The sequence below is a fragment of the Nostoc sp. genome (assembly GCF_036917515.1).
Lineage (GTDB): Bacteria > Cyanobacteriota > Cyanobacteriia > Cyanobacteriales > Nostocaceae > Nostoc.
Map to the genome: position 1 here is coordinate 1 of NZ_JBALDE010000137.1, position 22,916 is coordinate 22,916.

Genomic DNA, 22,916 nt, shown 5'->3' on the forward strand with positions numbered 1-22,916 from the left:
TCTATTCGCAATAAACAGAGGTTTTATCGCCAGGGTTTGAAAGCTATGTCACTTATACAGCAAGCTCTTTAGCTCCCCTGTCGCCCCCTGAAGATGGTTCTACTGTTTCTATGCTTGATACCGTAGAGAACGTCCTGGTTGCAGCGAACCACGAGTTACCAAACGCTGACCCAAAGCTTATCCCTTCATGACTAAACCACGACACGAATTACAAAAGCAATTGCAGACTGCTTAAACCACAAGTGTTTCAGCTTTTCTTAGTGCCATTCGGGTTAGAGACTTATAAGTAGTTCTTTTTACTTTTTACCTTTTCTGTGATATATTCTGTAACCATTCAATCAGAGGTCTTAAGGTTCCTGGCAATGCTGACTCACTGACAGTCACTGTATGCTGCTTACCGTTATCTTCTACTGTTAACTTATACTGAAAGCGATCGCTCTGGGGAGTTGACGAAGTAATTAGTTCCGGTAGCCTAAATAAATCAGCTGCTTCCACCAGTCGGGGAAGTGTGCTAGCTTCATTTGGCGGGAGAGTGTCTGTATCAACGGTGGTTTTCTTGGTAATCCCAGCAAAGCCGCCCGTGCGTTCAAACGATATCCGCATTTTTTTGCTCTCCGTTGTGCTACTTAGTTAGGAGAAAATACAAAGACTGGGAGATGATAGTTTTTACCTCCCAGTTTAGCTAATCACAAACAACACATCTAAAAAAGAAAGTTAGAAGTTGAGAGTCAAAAAACTTCTCACTCCTAACTTTAAATAACTCCTACCTTTTTCCAAGCGTTCTGCACAGCTTTTTGCTCATTACTGTCATTACCATAGAGTTCGCCAGCAACTTGAATGGTGACGCTGGCAGCTTTTTTAAAATCTGCTTTAGCACGTAGGCGATCGCGTAAAGCTATATACCAGATTTTACCAGCTTTTTCCCAGGCATAGCCACCAATCTCAACAGCCGCTAGATAAAAGGCATAGTTAGGGATTCCTGAGTTGATATGTACCCCAGCATTATCTTCAGTACCAGTATATTTATCCTTTATATGGGCTGGTTGAGGATCTTTACCCATTACAGGGTCATCGTATGCTGTTCCAGGTGTTTTCATGGAGCGGAGGGCAACACCTTTGACAGTCGGTACTAAAAGACCTTCTCCAATGAGCCAGTCTGCCTCTTGTGCAGTCTGATTTTTGGACTTTTGTTTCACCAAGGAACCAAAGACATCAGAAAATGACTCATTCAGTGCCCCAGGTTCGCCATAATACTGTAAACCTGCTTCGTACTGGGTTATACCGTGAGTTAACTCATGCCCAATCACATCAATAGATTTCGTGAAGCGTTGAAATAGTTCTCCGTCGCCATCACCATAAACCATTTGGTCGCCGTTCCAGAAGGCATTGTCATATTTGACACCATAATGCACGCTGGAGTCTAAACGTAGTCCTTTATCATCAATGGAATTGCGATCAAATATCTCATGAAACAAGTCATAAGTAGCACCAGCAGCATCATAAGCTTCATTTACTGTTGGATCACTGCTGGGAGGATCGCCTTCAGCACGCACCAGCGTACCAGGAAGTTGCTGCCCATTTTTGGCATCGTAGATGGTGCGGCGTTTCTCACCAGGAGAAGGCGCAAACGAAATATTACCTACAACGTTTCTTCGTCCTAAAAATTGTGCGGAAATATTTAATGTATGAAATGCCCAAGTACGCTGCTGGGGATTGCCATTCACCACGACATTTTTTAGTATATGGGGTGGGATAATACAACAAATAGGGCATCTAGAGTATGGTGATTGCTCATGCTTGAAACCAACTGATTTCTTTTTATTTCGAGCCATCCAAGATATTCTCCTTTTGAAACTAAGTGATGGCAAACAGTGGCTTTAACTCCATTGAAGAAAGGAGCAGAAAAACGAATCCAAATAGCGTGTTCCTGGTTTCTTTTCTGAAGAAAATTTTCTACTCTGTATTTTTGGATAGGTCTATAGAGGATTGATTGTACCCTCATGAGTACTTATGATGTGGAAATATTGTATAAAAACACAAAGTCAGCTTAATTACTGCAAGTTTCAGCCAAAACTCACTCTTGTGTGAGTTAGCAAGACCTCCTTTACAGACCTAATGCGTTTATATATTAGTTCCAATCAAGAGAAATAATATTATTTATTGCTGTTTTGTTACTATCAAGCTGTTAATGCGATAAATGCCTCTTGGAGACAGGCTAATCTTAAATCTAAGTATCCAAAACCGAGAACTTTCACAAACAGCCACCAAACACTGCTAGACCATAATATTTCCAAGGTACTGCAACTGTCTTAAATCCAGCTTTGCTCAACATTTGTAAATGAGTCTCTAAGCTAGCTAGCTGGTCTTGACTAGAGTAACCTTGAGTAGTGCTAGTGGCAAGTTTAGCGCGGATCTCTGTCAAATTAATTCCCTGTTCAACTGCCCATTCCTCTCGTGCCACCTTGTAAACTTCTGCTAAGGCTGGTGATTCTGGTAAAGTAGGGTCTGCATTCCAAAAACAGCCGTCTTGAGCAAGGCTAGCAGCAATTCGCTCAAATGACTTCAACTTCATCTCATCTTGGAGATGGTGAATTGCCAAAGATGAGACACAAGCATCAAATTCGCTACCAATATCCAATTTCTCTGGATTATTTGCCCAGTCGCCAAAATCTGCTTGTATACCAGTCCAGCATTGTTGATATCCAGCTGCTGTGATTTTATCTTGGGCAAATTGCAACATTCGAGGTGAGTAATCTAGGGCAATTACTTGGGTATCTGGAAAGCGGTTGAGTATCTTGAGACTAAGTTCGCCTGTACCACAGCCTAATTCTAAAATACGCCAACTTGTGGAAGGCAGACAACGGGTAATTACATCCAACATCTCATCGTATCGCGGTAAAAGTTGGCGAATACCACTGTCAAAATCAGCAGTGTTGGCAAATACCTCTCCAGGAAATAACTGTTGCATGAGGATTTGAACTAATAAACACACTAATCAATATTAATTATACTTTATTATCAAGATACGTTATGGAAACCATAAAAACTTGAATATTCAACAAAGTAATTTCAGGATTAATATGATTTTTTGTAAATACGCCATTTACCTCTTGCTGTTTTAAAAGCTGCGTTTGTTTCGATTTGATTATCAATTAAGTCACGCAAAGATATCTTCTATATAAATACAATCACAAATTTAATGGTGTTGAGTTGTCGTACTATGTCTATAACACAACCTCTTTTATGAAGTGATCGCTCTTACCCGATGATGAAATAAGCGAATCGGTATTCAAATTGCAATCAAGTGATTAGTTCAGCAATTAGCTGTCTTTTCACTAACCTCCATCTTCAATCAGTTGCAAACTAGACATCAAATACACTAAGCTAGCTCTAGCGCAAGGGGCTTCGCGCTGACTGTATTTGGTTGGGCAAAAGATGGATTTTAGTCAGACTTTAATTGCAAAAAGTGATGCCATTCTTAATCAATGGGTAGAAGCGGTTTACCAAGATGAACAAATTGAAGCTACTCAAGAACTTACTTTCAACGCTGTACGGAATAGCTTACCCCGCATCTTGAAAGCATTAGCAACAGTACTTTCTGAATCTGCAACCAGCGATTTACATACAGTAGTAGATGCAAGTTTGGAACACGGTACACTTCGTGCCGAACAAGGATTTGAGCCAGAGGAAATTGCGCGAGAGTATCGTTTACTTCGGTTTGTGATTTTTTCGTTTTTAGAAGAAGATTTATTACAAGGATCTGCACAAGAAGTGCTAAGGGCTGTTCGCTTGATTGATACAGTAATTGATGAAGCGATCGCGCGTTGCTTTAATAGTTATACTCAAGGACGGTTACAAGAGCTTAAACAACTCCAAAGTCAGTTGCGGTTGACTAACCAAGAGCTAACTCGTTTGGTTCGCGCTACTAAAGAAAACCTCTCTCATTTGGCTCACGAGTTGAAGACGCCTTTGACTTCAATCATCGGTTACGCAGACTTATTTCTGCGCCAGCAGCGTCAGCAATCAGAACTCAAAGACACCTATACAAATCTTGAAAGTATCGAGCGAGTTCTCAAAAGTGGTAGACTTCTTGTCCGGTTGATTAACGATACTCTGGAAATTTCGCGTTACGAGGCCGGACAGATGAAATTGCAGCCTTCTCAAACCGATGTCCGTAGTTTAATCAACTTTATTTTAGAGATGATTGAGCCATTAGCGCGTGCGAAAGAATTATCCTTAGTTGTTGAATACGATCGCGCCCCAAGTCAAATTAACACAGATCCTCTTCGGCTTCAGCAAATTATGACAAATCTGCTGAGTAATGCAATTCGCTACACAGAATCTGGTTCAATTCGTCTAGAGTGCTGGACGATATCTCAACAGCAGTGGGCTATCTCTGTTACTGATAGTGGTATTGGCATTTCTTTGGATACTCAAGCACAAATCTTCAATCCCTATTTTCGGGAAGTTACTTCTCCCCAAGTGCAAAGTTCTGATGGTACAGGATTAGGTTTAGCAATAGTCTCTCGATTGGTTCAGTTAATGGATGGTGAAATTAAAGTAGATTCACAGCTAGGAAAAGGGTCTACATTTACAATAATTTTACCATTAGAAGCAATCGTTCAAGTATGACTGTCGCTTTCCTAAAATTCAAAACTTGAGAGTAAAATCGCAACTTAAACTGGTGCGTTACACTGCGTTAACGCACCTAAAATTGGCACATCTACTCGTCAATTTGACCAACGCGGCGGATATTCAAAATGTCGCTCATTTTCTTAATTTGGACGAATACTTGCTCTAGTTGAGAGCGATCGCGTATATCTATTCCTAAGTCCATCAATGCAGGTTGACCAACAGAGGTTTTCACTTGAGCATGACGGACATTGATACCTTGGTCACTTAACCGTGACAAAATATCCTTTAGTACACCTACCCGATCCAGAGCTTCAATTTGAATATCTATTGGGTACGTATGCGGACGACCACTATTTTCAGCGCTTGGGTTCCACCTAACTGGTACTAAGCGTTCAAACTCCACAGTTTCCAGATTATGGCAGCCTTGGCGATGAATTGAAATCCCCCTACCTCGCGTCACTACACCAATAATTGGTTCGCCAGGAATCGGGGTACAACACCCAGCTATATAATACACCAAACCTTCCACCCCAAAAATTGGCGAATCAGTGGAACGTGAGGTAGTTGGAGGTGCATCTCGCAAAGCTTTTGATGTCGCTGGTTCTTTGGGTATAAATAGCGACACATTAGAAACTGGTTGTTGTCCTTTTGCTACTTCCCGCCAACGATTTAGCACTAGGTTCAAGGTAATTTCTCCGTAACCCAAACCGGCAAGTAAATCTTCCACGCTATGGTAGTTACACTTTTCGGTGACAATCTGCATCCCATCTGACTTCAGCAGACTATCAAAACCAGTTTTGCCAAGTTCCTTTTCTAACAACTCTCGTCCACGCGCGACATTTTCTTCGCGGCGCGATCGCTTATACCATTGTTTTATTCGATATTTCGCTGCTGAAGTTCTGACAAAGTTCAACCAATCCAAACTCGGATGGCAATTCTTTTGAGTCAGAACTTCTACAATATCGCCATTTTGCAGCCGCGTTGACAGCGGCACCATTCGCCCATTCACCCGCGCCCCTGAACAGTGGTTTCCCACTTCTGTATGAATACGATAAGCAAAATCTATAGTGGTAGCACCAGGACTTAAAGGAACAACATCTCCTTTAGGGGTGAAAACATAGACATCATCTTCAAATAGATTATCTTTGACGCTATCAAGATATTCTTGTGCATCCTTGAGATCGGTTTGCCATTCCAGCAGTTGCCGTAGCCAAGTAAACTTGTCATCTGTGTCTGTCAAATGGCTAATACTAGAACCTCCTGTCTCTTTATACTTCCAATGGGCGGCAATCCCATACTCGGCAATATGATGCATTTCGATTGTCCGAATTTGCACCTCTAAAGGACGCCCAGTTAATCCAATCACCCCAGTATGCAACGACTGGTAACGGTTAGGTTTTGGTAGTCCAATGTAGTCCTTAAATCTCCCAGGAATTGGGCGAAAAGCATCATGAACAACCGCCAACGCCCGATAGCATTCTTCATTGGTTTGAACAATTATTCGCAGTGCCGCCAAATCGTAAATTTCATGAAATTCCTTTTGCTGGCGGTACATTTTTTGGTAAATACTATAAAGGTGCTTAGGGCGACCGCTGATCTCCTGAAAGTGGATTCCGGCTTGCTGCAAACGCTCTTCCAACATGTTCGTAGCTCTAGCCAATTTCTCTTCTCGCGCCGTCCGTTTTTCAGAAACATGCTCTTGCATTTGGCGGTAAGCTTCCGGTTCCAAATACTTAAAAGCCAAATCTTCCAGTTCCCATTTAATTCGCCAAATCCCCAAGCGATTGGCTAAGGGTGCGAATATATCTCGCGTTTCTTGGGCACTGCGGCGGCGGCTGGCCTCTGACATATATTGTAAAGTTCGCATATTATGCAAACGATCTGCCAATTTTACAACAATTACCCGAATATCTTGTGCCATTGCCAAAAACATCCGCCGGAAGTTTTCGGCTTGGCTTTCGGTTTTGCTGGTGAAATTGATTTTAGAAAGCTTGGTGACACCTTCGACCAATTGCCGCACTTCTTGGCCAAAGCGCTCTTCTATGTCTTGACTTGTAACTTCTGTATCTTCAACGACATCATGGAGAAATCCAGCTGCTATCATAGCAGCACTACCTCCCAAGTCACGCAGCAATTCAGCCACAGCAATGGGATGAGCAATGTATGGTTCTCCCGATTTGCGGTATTGACCTTCATGCAATTGGTAAGCAAATTCAAATGCTCGACCAATTAAGACTGCATCATTATGCATTCGGTCATCATCCGCTACGACGCCGCTACTTGTCGATGACTCCTTCAAACATTTTTTTAACCATTCCGGAATGGCAAGGTCAACTGATGAATTTATCGCTATACTGCTCATACAATTTGGGTTTAGAGAGGATCAGTAGATAAGTGGATGATAAATAAAACTAACAGCATCACCCTGAAAAGATGCTGTTGCCCAAAGACGGGTGAAAAAAGCAGTGTAAGGATGATTCTGCAATTGCGATAGCGCAGCGCGCAGCGTTAGCGACGCAGGAGCGTCTGGTAGTCATCCAGTTTGAGTTTCAAGAATCGTTAAAGAAAGAAAGAAAATTCATTGATGGCAAACAAAGCCCCAAATTACGATTTGAGGCTTTTAGTGCTGATAAGTCTTTAAGAAAGTTTATTGTAAAAGAAAAATTACTTGACATTAATACTATCTTAACTAGCACTGGATGTCTTTAAATCGTGAGAAATATCTGGCATTTGTAACTTTGTTAGAGCAATTACGCTCTGATGCCACAACTACCCAAATCGTTGCGCCAGAACTGCGGCAGCGTGCAGCCACGTTGCAGCAATTTTTCGGGCAACAGATTGTGCCTTTGGCTGATGAAAACTGGCGAGTGCAGTCTTATCAAACGGAGATGAGCAAGCAATTGCGCCTGTTGGCAATAGATGTGATGTTTTTCCAAGGAGCGCGGCAAGCATCTACTGCCCAAACGAGACTTCAAACGATTAGCGATCGCTTGACAACTCTCATTCAATACTGTGATGCCATTCTGCAACCAGAAGCGGAGGGAGAAAAATAACAATTGTTCACCTTTTTCTCTAATTTCTCCATCATCTCATTTATGACCGTTCGTGAAAAGTTATTTTGGCAACAAGTTGGAAATGGGCATGGGGCATGAAGAAGAGACAAGGTAGACCAAGAAGAGGGGGGAGACTTGGGAGAGACTTGTTCAATAATTCCCCCTTGTCCCCCTTGTCTCCTCTGCTTCCCTGCCTCTTTCCCATGCCCCATGCCCTATTCTCCATTCCCAATCCCTTTGAGGAGAAGATTTATGGTGCGGCGCATGTATGCTTCTACTGGCTCGGTTGTGGGTTTGAAAATTAATGCATAATATAGTGAACCGCTTACAAGGTCGATAATTAAGTCTACGTCTGCATCTTTGTGAATTTCGCCTCTAGATTTGGCACGCTCAAGTATTTTAGAAAAGGCTTCACGTCGGAGTTTCGTATATTTTGTCCAATAGACCTCGGCAAACTGAGGATTGCTAGACGCTGTACTAACGATTAAGGCTAGTGTCTGACGACCAAGGGAACTATCTATTTTTTTGGCGGCATTCTTAATCAGGATATCCATGTCTCCCCAAAAGCTGCCAGTATCGGGGATCGCTAAATCATCTCTGAGACTTTCGATCGCGTCTGCAACGAGTTCTTCTTTGGAAGTGTAACGCCGATAGATGGTTGTTTTACCAACTCCAGCACGAGCAGCGATCGCTTCTATACTCATGCTTTCATATCCTACCTCTGCAAGCAAGTCTAAGGTCGCTTGCAAAATCGCTTGATCGGCATGGATGCTGCGTGGGCGTCCAGAAGTAATGTTGATTTGCTTACTCATAAAAATATCATCCCCAAGCAATATCTTCTTGGCCATTTGCTTCATTTGAGAAACAAATAAGCCTTATAACCCAATTCTCATGCACTAAAACAGCAACAATGACCATCCATCTTTAGCATAGATATTTCTGTCACATTTCGGGAAAAACTCTCTTGACCGTTTTTATATGATACGCTACCGTAGCGTATATATATATAATACTTAATTTGAGCTTTGGCGTCAGCGTAACCCAACCAAGGCATTGCTTAACATCTCCCAAATATTATTTGTGCTAAATAATGGCTACCAACATTAAAGGTTCTAGTTTTGACGAATTTGGTTATGTCCACGGTCCATTGAAGTGGGCGATCGCTTTTACGGCTTCTATTGGTGCGATATTAGAAGTAATTGATACTAGTATTGTTAACGTTGCCCTAACAGATATACAGGCTAGTTTGGGTGCAACTGTCAGTGAAGTAGGTTGGGTAGTAACTGGATATGGGATTGCAAATGTCGTTTTAATTCCCTTATCTGCATGGCTGGGAGATTACTTTGGACGTAAAACTTACTTTATCTTCTCGTTGATTGGCTTTACCATTGCCTCGGTTTTATGCGGTTTGGCATTGAATTTACCGATGCTAGTTATTTCCCGAATTCTTCAAGGTTTATGTGGTGGTGGGTTGTTAGCTAAAGCCCAAGCGATTTTGTTTGAGACTTTTCCACCTGCTGAACAAGGTCTAGCACAGGCAGTTTTCGGAGTAGGTGTAATTTCTGGCCCAGCCATCGGCCCAACTTTGGGCGGATTTTTGGTAGATGGTTTAGGCTGGCGATGGATTTTCTTTGTTAATATTCCCTTCGGAATCGTTGCAGTGGTGATGTCTTTCATGTTTTTGCCCAAAGACAAAGATAAAAGCAAGACAAAAAGCCAAACCGTCGATTGGTTGGGGATCGGGTTTTTAGTCGTTGCTATTGGCTGTATGCAAACTTTGTTAGAGGAAGGAGAGAAAGACGACTGGTTTTCCTCTGATTTTATTACGACATTGGCGATCGCTAGTATTATCGGCTTGGGGTTGTTTATTTGGCGAGAAGTGAAAACAGATCACCCTGCTGTGGATTTGAAAGTTTTGCGCCACCGTTCTTTAGCTGCCGGAAGCGTTCTCTCAGCAGTGGTGGGTATGGGGCTTTATGGTACACTCTTTGCTGTGCCGATATTTGCTCAAAGTGTGCTGCAATTTACGGCAACGCAGACAGGACTATTGTTAGCGCCTGGTGCTTTAGCGTCTGCGATCGTTATGGTTTTATTAGGCAAACTGTCTAGTAAAATTGATGCCCGATTTTTAATTGCAATGGGTGCTGTCGGATCGTCTGGAGTCATGTTTCAATTAGCAGCAATTACCCCACAAACAGGCATAGATGATTTATTTTGGCCATTGGTTTGGCGTGGGGCTTTTACTGTGTTGATGTTTCTTCCTTTGAGTTTGGCAGTTTTAGGCCCGCTACCCAAACAGGATATTTCCGCCGGCTCTGGTTTCTACAACCTCACCCGACAACTGGGTGGTAGCATAGGCATTGCTCTACTCACCACTTTGCTTGACCGACGAGAAGATTTTCATCGAGCCATCCTTTTAACAAAACTTAGTCCTTATGACCCAGAAACCATTCAGCGCCTCGACTTCCTCAATGGGGCACTTCAAAGCCAAGGTATGGATGCGACAACAGCGCAACAACAAGCACTAGCTTTATTAAGTCAAACAGTAGATATTCAAGCTGCGGTTTTGTCTTACGCAGATTGCTTTCGAGTGGTAGGGATAGGGTTCCTTTGCTCATTACCTCTGTTGCTATTTTTGGGTAAAGGTGGTGCAGGAGCAAAAGCGCCAGTTGGGCACTAGTACCGCAAGGCGGAAGTCAAAAGTCACGCATAATTGTATACCAAGCTCTTGTGCCATTTGAAATGGTATATTTATTTCCGTCGTGTTGTACTAGGGTAAAAGAAATAGCGATCGCATCTCTATTCTAAATTCTCTGACTGCAAAACTACGTAATAACATGGCTTCAGAATTATTCTCTGCCGAAAGTCACAGCAGAAAATTAATACACACGGATTAATCTGGATGAAAAAAGTAAAAGTCCCACTCAGTTTTGAGCGGGATTGTGTGAAGTCTTATTGCTAAAATAAAAAATCTTAATCTTAGAAAAAGTTCATTATTGTAATAATCCCAACGCTGGTTAACATCATTAAAGCGCCCATAATTATAGATTGACCCAATGGATTCCCGAATTTTGTATTGTTCATTTAAGTAAAATTCCCTTTTATTAATAGTTCCTTAACCATATCAAAATCAGTATAAATATCTATAAAAGTAATGTAAAACTTAAATTACCGTAAAGTTTCTTCATAAATATTGTTATAAATACTTATGTAAATTTATATACAGTAGTGATTATAGTTATTGTTATTGTCCCCTTGTCTGATTCCCCATGCTCAAAATGTAGTAATTTCCGCCCAAAATAATTACCTTATATCCGAGCGGAATAGGCGTCTTCATGGAGTAAGATCGATCTTAATCAAGGTAGAATATTTGAACAGAAGATTATCATGACAGTCTCCACAGCATCTAGAAACCAAGCGATCGCTTTTGACTTAGAAAAATTAAATGAGCAATTTGAAACTGCCACTCCCAAAGAAATACTGGCATGGTCTATAGAGAATATCCCAACGGGACTGGTGCAAACAAGCGCTTTTAACGTGGATGACATGATAATTACCCATATTCTTTACAGTGAACTGAAGCATCCCGTTCCTGTGATCTTTCTCGATACCTTACACCACTTCCCTGAAAGCTTAGAATTAGTAGCTAAAGCCATACAAATCTATAACCTGGACTTACAAACTTACAAAACTCCAGATGTAGACACCCGCGAAGCCTTTGAAGCCAAATACGGCGACAAACTTTGGGACAAGGATATTGCCCAATTCCACAATATTACAAAAATTGAACCATTATTACGGGGTTTAGATGAACTCAACAGCGTTGCTTGGATTACCGGACGCCGCCGCGACCAAGCAGTAACCCGTGCGAATATGCCTATATTTGAATTAGACGGTAAAGGTCGGTTAAAAGTAAATCCCATAGCCACTTGGACACGCCAAGACAGCTGGCTTTATGTGGCTGAACACGGAGTCATTTACAATCCCCTCCACGACCAAGGTTATCCCAGCATAGGCGACCAACCCATTACCACCAAAGTAGGCGAAGGCGAAGACGAACGCGCCGGACGTTGGCGGGGAAGTGATAAAACAGAATGTGGAATTCATATTTAGTTATTAGTCATTGGTCATTTGTCATTAGTCATTAATATTAGACAAAGGACAAATGACTAAGGACAAAGGACAAATATGATTAAAATCCTTCACCTCTCTGATATCCACATGGGAAGTGGCTTCTCCCACGGACGAATTAATCCGGCAACAGGATTAAATACACGTTTAGAGGATTTTGTCAATACTCTTTCTATATGTATTGACCGAGCGCTGACAGATGCTGTCGATATGGTGATATTTGGTGGCGATGCTTTCCCAGATGCTACACCACCGCCTTATGTACAACAAGCTTTTGCCAGCCAGTTTCGCCGTCTCATGGATGCCAATATTCCGACAGTGCTGTTGGTAGGTAACCACGACCAACATTCCCAAGGACAGGGAGGGGCGAGTTTAAATATTTACCGCACTTTAGGAGTGCCAGGGTTTGTTGTTGGTGATGCATTAACTACGCACTGTATTCAAACCCGCAATGGCAAAGTACAAGTAATCACCCTTCCCTGGCTGACTCGTTCGACTTTGATGACTCGCCAAGAAACTGAAGGTTTGTCTTTGGCAGAAGTCAACCAACTATTAACGGAACGTCTGCGAGTTGTTTTAGAAGGGGAAGTTCGCCGTCTTGACCCCAATGTGCCTACTATCCTTTTGGCTCACTTGATGGCTGACAATGCTAGCTTGGGCGCAGAACGCTTTTTGGCAGTAGGTAAAGGCTTTACTCTACCCCTATCTTTGCTGACGCGACCTTGTTTTGATTATGTAGCGCTGGGACACGTCCACCGCCACCAAAATCTAAATAAATCCAACAACCCGCCGGTGATTTATCCAGGGAGTATTGAACGGGTAGATTTCAGCGAAGAAAAAGAAGACAAAGGTTATGTAATGCTGGAATTAGAGCGGGGGAGGGCTGAGTGGAAATTTTGTCCTTTGACAGTTCGGACTTTCCGCACCATTGAGGTAGATGTCTCAAAAGCAGATGAGCCGCAAGCAGTTTTAATAAAAGCGATCGCTAAGTATGATATTCAAGATGCTGTAGTGCGGCTAATTTACAAACTCCGCTCCGAACAGATGGATTTAATTGATAGTTCCTCTCTACATACTGTTTTAAGTCCCGCCCATACCTACACCATTCAAGCAGAATTAGTGAGTCAATTAGCTAGGCCCCGAATTCCTGAATTGAGCGCAAGTAACAGCATCGACCCAATGGAAGCGTTGAAAACTTACTTGAACAATCGCGAAGACCTGAAAGACATCGCAACCTCAATGATGGACGCAGCGCAGAAGTTGCTAGCAGATGAAGTGGAAGTTTGGCTAGAAGCAGCAACTAATGAGTAGGATAATGCTTGCTGGTAGAACTCTAAAGCTTTAGGGTACTGACCGATATCGTTATAAATTTCCCCAATGTTATTAAAGGTCTTCGCTTGGTGAGAGCGATCGCCTGATTATATGTTTTACCAATAGGGGCGATCGCATTACTAAATCTCAGCATACCTTGATTCAGTAGTAAGTGCGATTGCTAAATTATGATATTCAAGATGCTTTAATGCAGCTACTTTGTTTTACAAACAGCTTTAAAAACTAATGAAAGCCAAGTTTATTACTATTTTGTATTAATTATTACATATTTTTTATCAAATTTTATGTATGCAATCGGATTGTTTCACTTTCCGCAGAAAAACCCATTTTTTGAAATGAGTTGCTAATCAAATTTGCTACTTTTGATCGGAAACTGCTTACTTAGTAAAAAAATTTAATCCAAATGATAAATATTATTCTATATACCCTATAATTTTCATAATTACGGTATCTATCTACAAATACCGTAGATTTAGGGGTGATTCTAATGAGCAAGTCGCAACAACCGACACAATTAAGTAAATTCCTAAGTGAGGGGATGCAGACTTATGTCATGAAAGCTTTGCAAAGCCTACAATCATATCAACACGCAATTGAAAGTTGGTTGAATAGGCACAGGGTACAAAGCTTTCTAAGTCTGTTTCTTATAAGTATTTTTTTGAGTATAGCAGTTACCTCCTGTTCGGGAAGCAGTTCAGCTAGCAAAAATGATGTTAAGTTAAAACTCGTTTCATTCTCTGTCACCAAAGCCGCCCATGACCAGATAATTCCTAAATTTATCGAAAAATGGAAGCAAGAACACAACCAAAATATCACATTTGAGCAAAGTTATGGTGGTTCTGGCGCTCAAGCGGCTGCTGTCATTGCCGGTTCCCAAGAAGCAGATATAGTACACTTGGCACTTCCCCTAGATGTTAACAAAATTCAGCAAGCAGGTTTGATTAAATCAGGTTGGGAAACCAAAGCTCCGAGAAGTGGTATTGTTAGTAGATCAGTTGCTGCGATCGTCACCCGCGAAGGGAATCCCAAAGGCATTAATACTTGGGCAGATTTGGCAAAGGATGGCGTGAAAGTGATTGCCGCTAACCCAAAAACTTCTGGTATTGCTATCTGGGAATTCTTGGCTTTTTGGGGTTCCGTGAGTCTAACCGGAGTTGACGAAGCGACAGCGTTAGATTACGTCACCAAAGTTTATAAAAACACTCCTATTCTGACGAAAGATGCTCGTGAAGCTAGCAATGTATTTTTCCAACAAAATCAAGGTGATGTTTTAATCAACTATGAAAATGAGGTAATTTTAGCAGGAAAAAATGGGACAAAACTACCTTATGTTGTACCCCAAGTCAATATTTCTATTGATAATCCTGTAGCGGTAGTTGATAAAAACGTTGATAAACACAGTACTAGAGAAGTTGCACAAGCATTTGTTGATTTTCTTTACTCCACAGAAGCTCAACGGGAATTTGCCAAATTACAATATCGTCCTGTTAACCCCTCTGTTAACCAAGAAGTAGCATCACAATATCCGCCAATTAAAACTTTATTCACATCTCAAGATTTAGGTGGTTGGGATATTATTCAAAGCAAGTTTTTTGGAAATGGGGCAATTTTTGACAAAATTTATGCTGTAAGCAAAGCATGACATTGTATATTTTTCTAGCAGATAGCCAAGCAAATATAAATAATTCTCAATCACTTTACCTCAATTGATAATTTATGAGCTTTCATAGCAAATTTAAAAATAGCTTAATGCTGACATTTTTAATGATTATTGCCACCACTATTAATGCTTGTAGCAGCAGTGAGGAAAAGAAAAGTCAGGTAAGTCTTGATGGTGCGGCTGTAGGTTTTCCTATTTCTTTAGCAGTTGCAGAAGAATACGGTAAATTCAAACCTGAAGCTAAAGTAAGCGTTGCCTCAAGTGGTACTGGTGGTGGTTTCAGTAAATTTTGTAATGGCGATATTGATATTGCTGGTGCTTCTCGCACCATTAGAGATGAAGAAATCAAAAAATGTCAAAGTAAGAATATTCAATTTGTCGAGTTGCCTGTAGCTTTAGATGGTATCGCCGTAATTGCCAACCGCCAAAATAACTTTGCCAAATGTCTAACTATTAAAGAATTAGGTAAGATTTGGGGCGGCAAATCAGACAGCAAAATATTGAGATGGAATCAAGTTAATTCCAAGTTTCCTAATGAAAAGCTGAAGCTGTATGCTCCATCTTCTGATACGGGAACATTTGATTATATGACTCAAGCTGTGACTGGCAAAGCCAAGAATGGCCGTACAGACTACACTGCCACTCAAAATCAAAACCTTCTCGTGCAAGGAGTGTCAGGTGATGCAACAGCTTTGGGTTATGTAGGCATATCTTACTATATTCAAAATCAAGAAAAACTGAATCTAGTTGCTGTGGAAAGTCCTACAGGGAAATGTGAAAAACCAGTTCCAGTGGATAATGTAATTAAAAATATCTATACACCTTTGTCTCGTCCTCTCTTCATCTATGTCAGTAAAAAATCTTTAGATACTAAGCCAGCAGTAAAAGATTTTGTAGATTTTTATCTAGAAAATTCTTGGAAGTGGGTAGATAGCGTTGGTTATGTAGCATTACCTGATGAAGCTTACATCAAAGTCAAACAAAAATTTGCTACTGGTGAAACTGGGACAAAGTTTAAAAAAGCAAAACCAGGTGAACCAATCACAAACTTCATTTAAATAAAGTCTCAGTCATTGCAGTTTAATTTTAATAAAAAGCTAATTGTTTATGCAGAATACCAATTCTCAAGATGCTCCTGATCTACAATCCAGACATTCACTAGAGAAAAATGCATCTGAAGATATATCGGAAAAGATTGTTGCAACAATTTTATTTGCTTGTGCTTTAGTTTCGGTTTTGACTACCTTTGGTATTGTCATAATTATCTTTCAGGAGACATTCAGTTTTTTTCAAGAAGTCTCCTTTACTCAATTCTTTTTTGATACTAAATGGACACCTCTATTTGCTAATAAACATTTTGGCGTTTGGCCTTTAATTAATGGTACTTTCTTAACGACAGCTATTGCGATGGCAGTTGCTATTCCTTTAGGTTTATCTTCTGCCATTTATTTGAGTGAATATGCTGAACCCAAAGTAGCAGCAATTTTACGTCCAGCAGTAGAACTTTTGGCAGGAATTCCAACAGTAGTATATGGTTACTTTGCGCTGTTATTCGTTACACCATTGCTGCGGAATTTTATCCCTCTGGAAATATTCAATGCTTTGAGTGCGGGGTTAATGATGGGGGTAATGATTACTCCTACTGTTGGTTCTATCAGCTTAGATGCTATCCGAGCAGTTCCCCGTTCTTTGCGAGAAGGAGCTTATGCTTTAGGTATCACTAAACTGGAAACAATTTTTCAAGTAGTTCTACCAGCCGCGCTTTCTGGAATTATCGCCTCGATTATTTTGGGTATTTCTCGCGCTGTGGGTGAAACAATGACTGTCCTTATCGCCGCCGGACAACAACCAAGATTAACTGTTAACTTCATGGAATCAGTAGAAACCATGACAGCTTACATGGCGCAAATTTCTGGTGGAGATAGTCCGCGTGGTAGTCTCAATTTCAAGACACTATATGCTGTAGGCGCTGTTTTATTTATACTCACGCTAGCTTTGAATATTGTTAGTTATTGGGTTGCTAATCGCTTTAAAGAAAAATACGACTAAATAGATATGGCTACAAGTTATCAACAAGATAATTCTCGAAATTCTACGGCAGAATTTACCGATAATGTTGAAAGTAGGGATACATTAGGAAAGGTATTTGAAGTACTTTTTTTGTTAGGATTGCTGATTGGTTTATTTGTCTTAGCATTGTTACTATTTGATATTTTGCGAGACGGATTAGGCAGATTTTTATCACCCGGCTTTCTTACGGAAACTCCTTCTCGTTTTGCTGACCAAGGCGGTATTCGTCCTGCGATTATCAGCAGTATGCTTTTAGGAGCTGTTGTGATTTTAGTAACTGTCCCAATTGGTGTTGGAGCAGCTTTATATCTAGAAGAGTATGCACCTAAAGCTTGGTGGACAGTGATTATTGAGATTAATATCAGTAATCTGGCGGGTGTGCCTTCTATTGTCTATGGATTGCTGGGTTTAGGGGTTTTCAATTATTTGCTTGGATTTGGCCCCGCTTTGATTTCTGGTGCATTGACTTTATCTTTGCTATCTTTACCAGTAATTATTGTGACAGCTAGAGAAGCAATTCGCGCTGTCCCGGATTCCCTAAGAAATGCTTCTTACGGATTAGGTGTCACGAAATGGCGAACTATCAGCCATCATGTCATACCCTATGCTATTCCCGGTATTCTGACAGGAGTGATTATCTCTATATCCCGCGCTATTGGTGATGCAGCCTCTCTGATTGTTGTAGGTGCTGTGGGTTTTCTCACCTTTAACCCTGGTTTGTTTCAGAGATTTATGGCATTACCTATTCAAATTTACAGTTATATAACTCGTCCTGAACCGGGTTTTGCTAATGCAGCAGCAGCCACAATTATTGCGTTGTTAATCTTAATTTTAGTTTTAAATGGTGTAGCAATTTATATTCGACAACGCTTCTCAATAAATTAGGTAATTAAATATCTAATTGGAAATATTCACAGAGATTAGGAGATACACTTTCATGACCTATAGCAATAGTAGAAGTCAATCAGATAGTGCCACAATAGACCAAGGTAATAGCGTCTTCAATGTTGAAGGTGTGAAGGTGTTTTATGGAGGATTCCTGGCACTTTTAGATGTCTATCTAAAGATTCCTGATAAACAAATTATTGCTTTTATTGGCCCTTCAGGATGCGGAAAAAGTACCTTACTGCGTTGCTTCAACCGGATGAATGATTTAATTCCTGGTGCTAAGGTAGAAGGAAGACTGAATTATCGCGATCGCAACATTTACGATCCAAAGGTAAATTCTGTAAAATTACGCCGCCAAGTCGGCATGGTTTTTCAAAGACCGAATCCTTTCCCCAAGTCAATCTACGAAAATATTTCCTTTGGCCCGCGTGCTAACGGTTATAAAGGTAACATTGATGAATTGGTGGAAGATTCTCTTAGACGCGCTGCTATCTGGAATGAAGTTAAAGACAAACTCAAAGAGAAGGGAACTGCATTATCTGGCGGACAACAACAACGACTTTGCATAGCAAGAGCGATCGCCATGAAGCCAGATGTATTATTGATGGATGAACCATGTTCTGCTCTTGACCCAATTTCTAGCCGCCAAGTTGAAGAACTCTGCTTAGAACTCAAGGAGCAATATACCATCATTATGGTGACACACAATATGCAGCAAGCTTCTAGAGTTGCAGATTTCACGGCTTTCTTCAATACAGAAATTGACGAGCATGGCAAACGTCGCGGCAAATTAGTTGAGTTTAATCCTACAGTCCAAATGTTCAGTTCTCCTCAAACCAAAGAAGCTGAGGATTACATTAGTGGACGCTTCGGTTAAAGAGATATCACAAGGGAAGGGGAAAGGTAAAAGCCAAGTTCAGTTGTGAGCGACTATTATTCCTTTGCCCTTTTATTTAAATTTAGTCAACTTAATAGACATGTCCATAAACTAATTATGTGTTCACCAAAACCCTTGTAGAGACGTGAAATTTTGCGTCTCTACAAGGGTTTTGTGAAAATGTCTAATGTCCCCTTAAAAAATTTTTCGGTCTACTGAAATTAAAATATAAGCTTGCCATTGCAACAAACAGTTTCTTTAAGTCATATTTTATTTACAAATCAGCTCTTATTGAGCCAATAGCTTAATTTGCCATAGTGTCAAGCGATCGCGGTAAGATAATTGAGAATTAATAGCATTAATTTTGCAACATCTACCAATTATGACCATTACCCTGACGATGAAAGAGGAGTGGGAACTGTGGGACGAAGCTGAAATGAACAGCCTGCAAAACCCAGAACCTGACGAATTTATTTGTCAAATGCCAACACTTCTCGGCAAAGGCTATATGCGAGAGATTAAAGTGTATCCCAATCTCTGGCTGACAATTAGGGACCATGAATATCACGATGATGTATTGCTGAAAATTCCTGAATGGAATCATTCACTGCAATTTTGTGTCTGGCTTTTAGGAAATACCACAGACGATACCCTGATTTCTGGTGCTGGCGTTCAACGCCAATTTACTTTAGAGACTCCGAAATTTCAACGGATTGTGAGCATTGAGATTCACATGCCACCTGAGCTATTGGGAACTTTTTTCCCGACAGTAGATGGCGAAATTCCTTCCCAGTTCAGTCTACTAGCAAAGGGTGATGATTGGCAGACAATGCTACAGCTCAAAAAGACTACTGCTATCAACTCAGTAGCACAGCAAATCATTAACTGTCCCTATCAAGGAATCACCAAGCGGATGTTTTTGCAGGCGAGAGTCCTAGAACTGATCCGCTTGCAATTAACTCCAATCTTGGCAGAGCAAGGGGAACTGCAACCGCCGCCACGATTGAAGCCAGAAACTATCGCCTGCATTCATCATGCTAGAGAAATCTTGCGCTCCCGTTTGGAAAATCCGCCATCAATACTAGAATTAGCGCAAATGGTGGGAGTAAGCGATCGCACTTTACAACGTGGATTTCAAGAACTGTTTGGCAAAACAGCATTTAGCTACCTCAGTGAGAAACGTATGGAGTGGGCAGAACAGTTATTGCGTCAAGGAAACATGACTATTGCTGAGGTTGGTAATCGAATTGGCTATTCTAATCTGGGACACTTTGCAGCTGCTTTCAAACGCAGATTCGGGATTACACCGAGTCAAAGTTTAATTGGTAAAAAGTCGGTTTCGGGATCGTGATGCGGTTTTTGAGTAGACACAGTTGCCATTAATTCTCTATACTCAGCTTCATTGAATTAGAAACGATTTGCACTAATCCATTTTTGGTTTGAAAAACTGGATTCATATTACCTAAGAACTCTGCTTCAACAAGCAGGGAACTGATTTTTGTGTCTGTCCTTGCAAGTGGCAAGTATTAAAGGGTATGACTGCAAAGCGGATTAATTAGGCAAAGTTCTGCAAGCTGGTGTCAGGAGTTGTGATGAAGCGTTGGTGGTTATTTGTTAGTGTACGGCTGTGGTTTTTAGTTAGTCTATCGGGATGCTTGAGTACTGTTGCCATTAAACCTGGATGGGCAGAAATTAAATCAACGGTTGGCAAGCAGGAAATTCAAAGCCAGGAAAATATAAAACTGCTGACTCAAAAAATTCAACAATTGAGTGAAGTTGAGCGTCTCAGCACTAGCGCTAGAATGTTAGTGCAGTCGCCAATACTAAACAACCCTCCTTCTCAAGGAAGTTCAGTTGTACCGATTACTGGAGTTAAAGCCAATCCCACCGACAAAGGTGTAGAGGTGATTTTAGAAACACCTGTTGGAACTCAACTGCAAGTTACAAATCGTAGTACGGGTAATAATTTTATCGTCAATGTATCTGGTGGGCAGTTACGTTTACCATCAGGCGATGCTTTTACATTTCGTTCGGAGAAACCAACTGCGGGAATTACTGAAATTACAGTCACAAATATTAGTACAAATACTGTGCAAGTGATGGTGGTAGGTGAGAAGGCTTTGCCAACAGTTGAGTTATTTGATGATGATGCAGGTCTAGTTTTTGGTATAACTTCTGCTGCAATTGCAACATCTCCACCACAACAGCCTCAGCAACAGCAGCCAGCAAGTGAAACACCAACCCAGACACCACAGGGTGATGAGCCGATTGAGTTGGTAGTGACAGGCGAGCAAGACGGCTATCGCGTACCTGATAGTAGTATAGGCACCCGAACTGACACACCGTTGCGCGATATTCCCCAATCGATTCAGGTGATACCGCAACAGGTGATTAAAGACCAGCGAGCAACTCGTCTCACAGAAGTGTTAAAAAATGTGCCGGGTGTTGTGGTAGGAGGTCGAAGCCCTCGCGATCCTCTCAATATCTACACTATTCGCGGCTTTGGTGCTTTTACAGATACTCTACTCAATGGGGTACAAGACCGTTCAATCGGGAGTGTCGGGTTTGGCTCAAATGCAAATGTTGAGCGGGTTGAAGTGCTTAAAGGACCCGCTTCAGTTCTATTCGGTCAAGGCGGACTCAGCGGCCAAGTCAACATAGTAACCAAGCAACCATTGCGCGATCCGTTCTACTCCGTGGAAGTCACTGCTGGTAACTACAATGCTTATAACGGTGCAATTGATTTATCCGGCGCATTGAATGACAGTAAAACGGTGTTGTATCGCCTGAATGCTTCTGCTGGAACAACCGAAAGCTTTATTGATTTCTACAATCAACAGGAATATCTCATTGCACCTACTGTCAGCTGGCAAATTAGTGACAGAACAAAGCTGACTTTAGAAGCAAGCTATTCCCTTGCTCAGGGGCCTTATGATTTTGGGATACCAGCACAGGGAAGTATACTGCCTAACCCCAATGGCGAAATTCCTCGTAATCGTTCTTTTAGTGAACCTGGTTTGAATAACGCCGCTAATGGTGCATTTCGGATTGGCTATAACTTTGAACATCGCTTTAGTGAAAATTGGCAAGCACGGAGCGTTTTTCAGACTTCTTTGTTTCACCTGAGACGAAATATTCTGGCTCCTTTTGGATTACGAGACGATTTGCGTACTATAGATAGAGGCATTGAGGATTTTGACTACGATGAAAATGCTTATAATCTTGATAATTACCTGGTCGCTAAGTTGACAACAGGTAGTATCAAGCATCAGCTAGTTGCTGGATTTAACTTGAATAGAACTGACACTAATACTAACGATACCTTCAGTGACACTACTCCTCTGGATATTTTTAATCCTGTGTATGGAAATATTACAGAAAATTTTCTTCCAGATTTTAATTTTGAGAGTAGGCAGCAACAATTAGGTTTTTATCTTCAAGACCAAATCACCCTAGCAGAAAACTTAAAAGTACTTTTGGGTGGGCGCTTTGACATTGTTAATTCAGAGTTTAGAGATTTATTAAACCAAACAAGCGACTTTAGCCAAGCAGAAGCTTTTAGCCCCCGTCTTGGCATTGTTTACCAGCCCATTCAACCGCTCTCATTCTACGCCAGCTATAGCCGTTCATTCAGTTCGGGATCATCTGCATTTGGTGTAGGTACACCACAACCAGAGCGAGGAACGCAGTATGAAATCGGGGTTAAAGCAGATTTGACTGACCGATTAGCTGCAACCTTGGCATTTTATGATTTGACTCGCACGAATCTGCCAACCTCAGATCCAAACGATCCTCGATTAACTATTCTAATTGGAGAACAGCGCAGTCGGGGGATTGAATTTGATGTTTCTGGCGAAATCTTACCGGGATGGAACATCATTGCTGGCTATGCCTACACTGATGCAGTAATCACAGAAGACAGCGACTTACCAGTAGGTAATCGACTGGAGAGTGTGCCAAGACATGCGCTCAACCTCTGGACAACTTACGAAATTCAATCTGGCAGTTTAAAAGGATTAGGTTTTGGTGTAGGGGCATTTTACTACGGAGACCAAGAAGCCGACATAAACAACACGGTTGAGTTACCTAGTTATATACGCACAGATGCAGCTATTTATTATAAACGGGACAATTACCAGGCTGCGATTAATATTAGGAATTTGTTCGACAGTGATTATTTTGTCTCTGCACAAAACCTAAATCGGATTATACCTGGCGATCCCCTGACAATTCAGGGTACAATTACCTGGCAGTTTTGAGCAAACCCCTA

At 41.2% G+C, this 22,916-nt stretch carries 17 protein-coding genes; 12 read left to right on the plus strand and 5 right to left on the minus strand.

Going from position 1 to position 22,916, the window contains the following annotated elements; all coding sequences use genetic code 11:
* Positions 1-303: 303 nt before the first annotated feature.
* The 3 genes from V7K89_RS18025 to V7K89_RS18035 form a co-directional block, all read right to left on the minus strand.
* Complete coding sequence (locus tag V7K89_RS18025) at positions 304-603, minus strand: protealysin inhibitor emfourin (protein WP_335189421.1); 300 nt, start codon at positions 601-603, stop codon at positions 304-306.
* Between the two features lie 149 nt (positions 604-752).
* Entirely contained in the window at positions 753-1,832 is a 1,080-nt protein-coding gene (locus V7K89_RS18030; protein WP_335189423.1) for a M4 family metallopeptidase, read from the minus strand.
* A 419-nt stretch (positions 1,833-2,251) separates the two neighbouring features.
* Positions 2,252-2,968: a class I SAM-dependent methyltransferase gene (locus V7K89_RS18035; protein ID WP_335189426.1), complete on the minus strand. Its 717-nt coding sequence runs from the start codon at positions 2,966-2,968 to the stop codon at positions 2,252-2,254.
* A gap of 467 nt (positions 2,969-3,435) precedes the next feature.
* Here V7K89_RS18035 and V7K89_RS18040 point away from each other — a divergent pair, with 467 nt between their 5' ends.
* Positions 3,436-4,632 (plus strand): sensor histidine kinase, encoded by a 1,197-nt coding sequence (locus V7K89_RS18040; protein WP_335189429.1) that lies wholly within the window; start codon positions 3,436-3,438, stop codon positions 4,630-4,632.
* 91 nt (positions 4,633-4,723) lie between these two features.
* Here the strand turns inward: V7K89_RS18040 and V7K89_RS18045 are convergent, their stop codons facing one another.
* Complete coding sequence (locus V7K89_RS18045; RefSeq protein ID WP_335189431.1) at positions 4,724-6,997, minus strand: RelA/SpoT family protein; 2,274 nt, start codon at positions 6,995-6,997, stop codon at positions 4,724-4,726.
* Between the two features lie 337 nt (positions 6,998-7,334).
* Between V7K89_RS18045 and patD the strand changes: the two genes are divergently transcribed.
* Complete coding sequence (gene patD / locus V7K89_RS18050; protein WP_335189433.1) at positions 7,335-7,688, plus strand: heterocyst frequency control protein PatD; 354 nt, start codon at positions 7,335-7,337, stop codon at positions 7,686-7,688.
* A 215-nt stretch (positions 7,689-7,903) separates the two neighbouring features.
* Here patD and V7K89_RS18055 read toward each other — a convergent pair whose 3' ends face one another.
* Entirely contained in the window at positions 7,904-8,500 is a 597-nt protein-coding gene (locus V7K89_RS18055; RefSeq protein ID WP_335189435.1) for a TetR/AcrR family transcriptional regulator, read from the minus strand.
* Between the two features lie 278 nt (positions 8,501-8,778).
* Here V7K89_RS18055 and V7K89_RS18060 point away from each other — a divergent pair, with 278 nt between their 5' ends.
* The 10 genes from V7K89_RS18060 (at position 8,779) to V7K89_RS18110 (ending at position 22,905) form a co-directional block, all read left to right on the plus strand.
* On the plus strand, positions 8,779-10,368 hold the full coding sequence (locus V7K89_RS18060; protein ID WP_335189437.1) for a DHA2 family efflux MFS transporter permease subunit: 1,590 nt from the start codon (positions 8,779-8,781) through the stop codon (positions 10,366-10,368).
* 707 nt (positions 10,369-11,075) lie between these two features.
* Positions 11,076-11,801, plus strand: coding sequence for a phosphoadenosine phosphosulfate reductase (gene cysH, locus V7K89_RS18065; protein ID WP_335189439.1), 726 nt, complete (start codon positions 11,076-11,078; stop codon positions 11,799-11,801).
* 75 nt (positions 11,802-11,876) lie between these two features.
* Positions 11,877-13,130, plus strand: coding sequence for an exonuclease SbcCD subunit D (locus tag V7K89_RS18070; protein WP_335189441.1), 1,254 nt, complete (start codon positions 11,877-11,879; stop codon positions 13,128-13,130).
* Between the two features lie 508 nt (positions 13,131-13,638).
* Positions 13,639-14,793: a sulfate ABC transporter substrate-binding protein gene (locus V7K89_RS18080; protein ID WP_335189445.1), complete on the plus strand. Its 1,155-nt coding sequence runs from the start codon at positions 13,639-13,641 to the stop codon at positions 14,791-14,793.
* Positions 14,794-14,867: 74 nt separating this feature from the next.
* Positions 14,868-15,869: a PstS family phosphate ABC transporter substrate-binding protein gene (locus V7K89_RS18085; protein WP_335189447.1), complete on the plus strand. Its 1,002-nt coding sequence runs from the start codon at positions 14,868-14,870 to the stop codon at positions 15,867-15,869.
* A 49-nt stretch (positions 15,870-15,918) separates the two neighbouring features.
* Complete coding sequence (pstC, locus tag V7K89_RS18090; protein WP_335189449.1) at positions 15,919-16,860, plus strand: phosphate ABC transporter permease subunit PstC; 942 nt, start codon at positions 15,919-15,921, stop codon at positions 16,858-16,860.
* A 6-nt stretch (positions 16,861-16,866) separates the two neighbouring features.
* Positions 16,867-17,766, plus strand: coding sequence for a phosphate ABC transporter permease PstA (gene pstA / locus V7K89_RS18095; protein WP_335189451.1), 900 nt, complete (start codon positions 16,867-16,869; stop codon positions 17,764-17,766).
* Positions 17,767-17,818: 52 nt separating this feature from the next.
* Positions 17,819-18,646, plus strand: a complete 828-nt coding sequence (gene pstB, locus V7K89_RS18100) for a phosphate ABC transporter ATP-binding protein PstB (protein ID WP_334912091.1) — start codon at positions 17,819-17,821, stop codon at positions 18,644-18,646.
* 364 nt (positions 18,647-19,010) lie between these two features.
* Positions 19,011-19,997 carry a helix-turn-helix transcriptional regulator gene (locus V7K89_RS18105; RefSeq protein ID WP_442941708.1) on the plus strand — a complete coding sequence of 329 codons (987 nt, stop codon included), beginning with the start codon at positions 19,011-19,013 and terminating at the stop codon, positions 19,995-19,997.
* Positions 19,998-20,238: 241 nt separating this feature from the next.
* The gene (locus V7K89_RS18110; RefSeq protein WP_335189476.1) at positions 20,239-22,905 is read left to right on the plus strand and encodes a TonB-dependent siderophore receptor; all 2,667 of its coding nucleotides are present in this window, start codon (positions 20,239-20,241) and stop codon (positions 22,903-22,905) included.
* Positions 22,906-22,916: the final 11 nt, after the last annotated feature.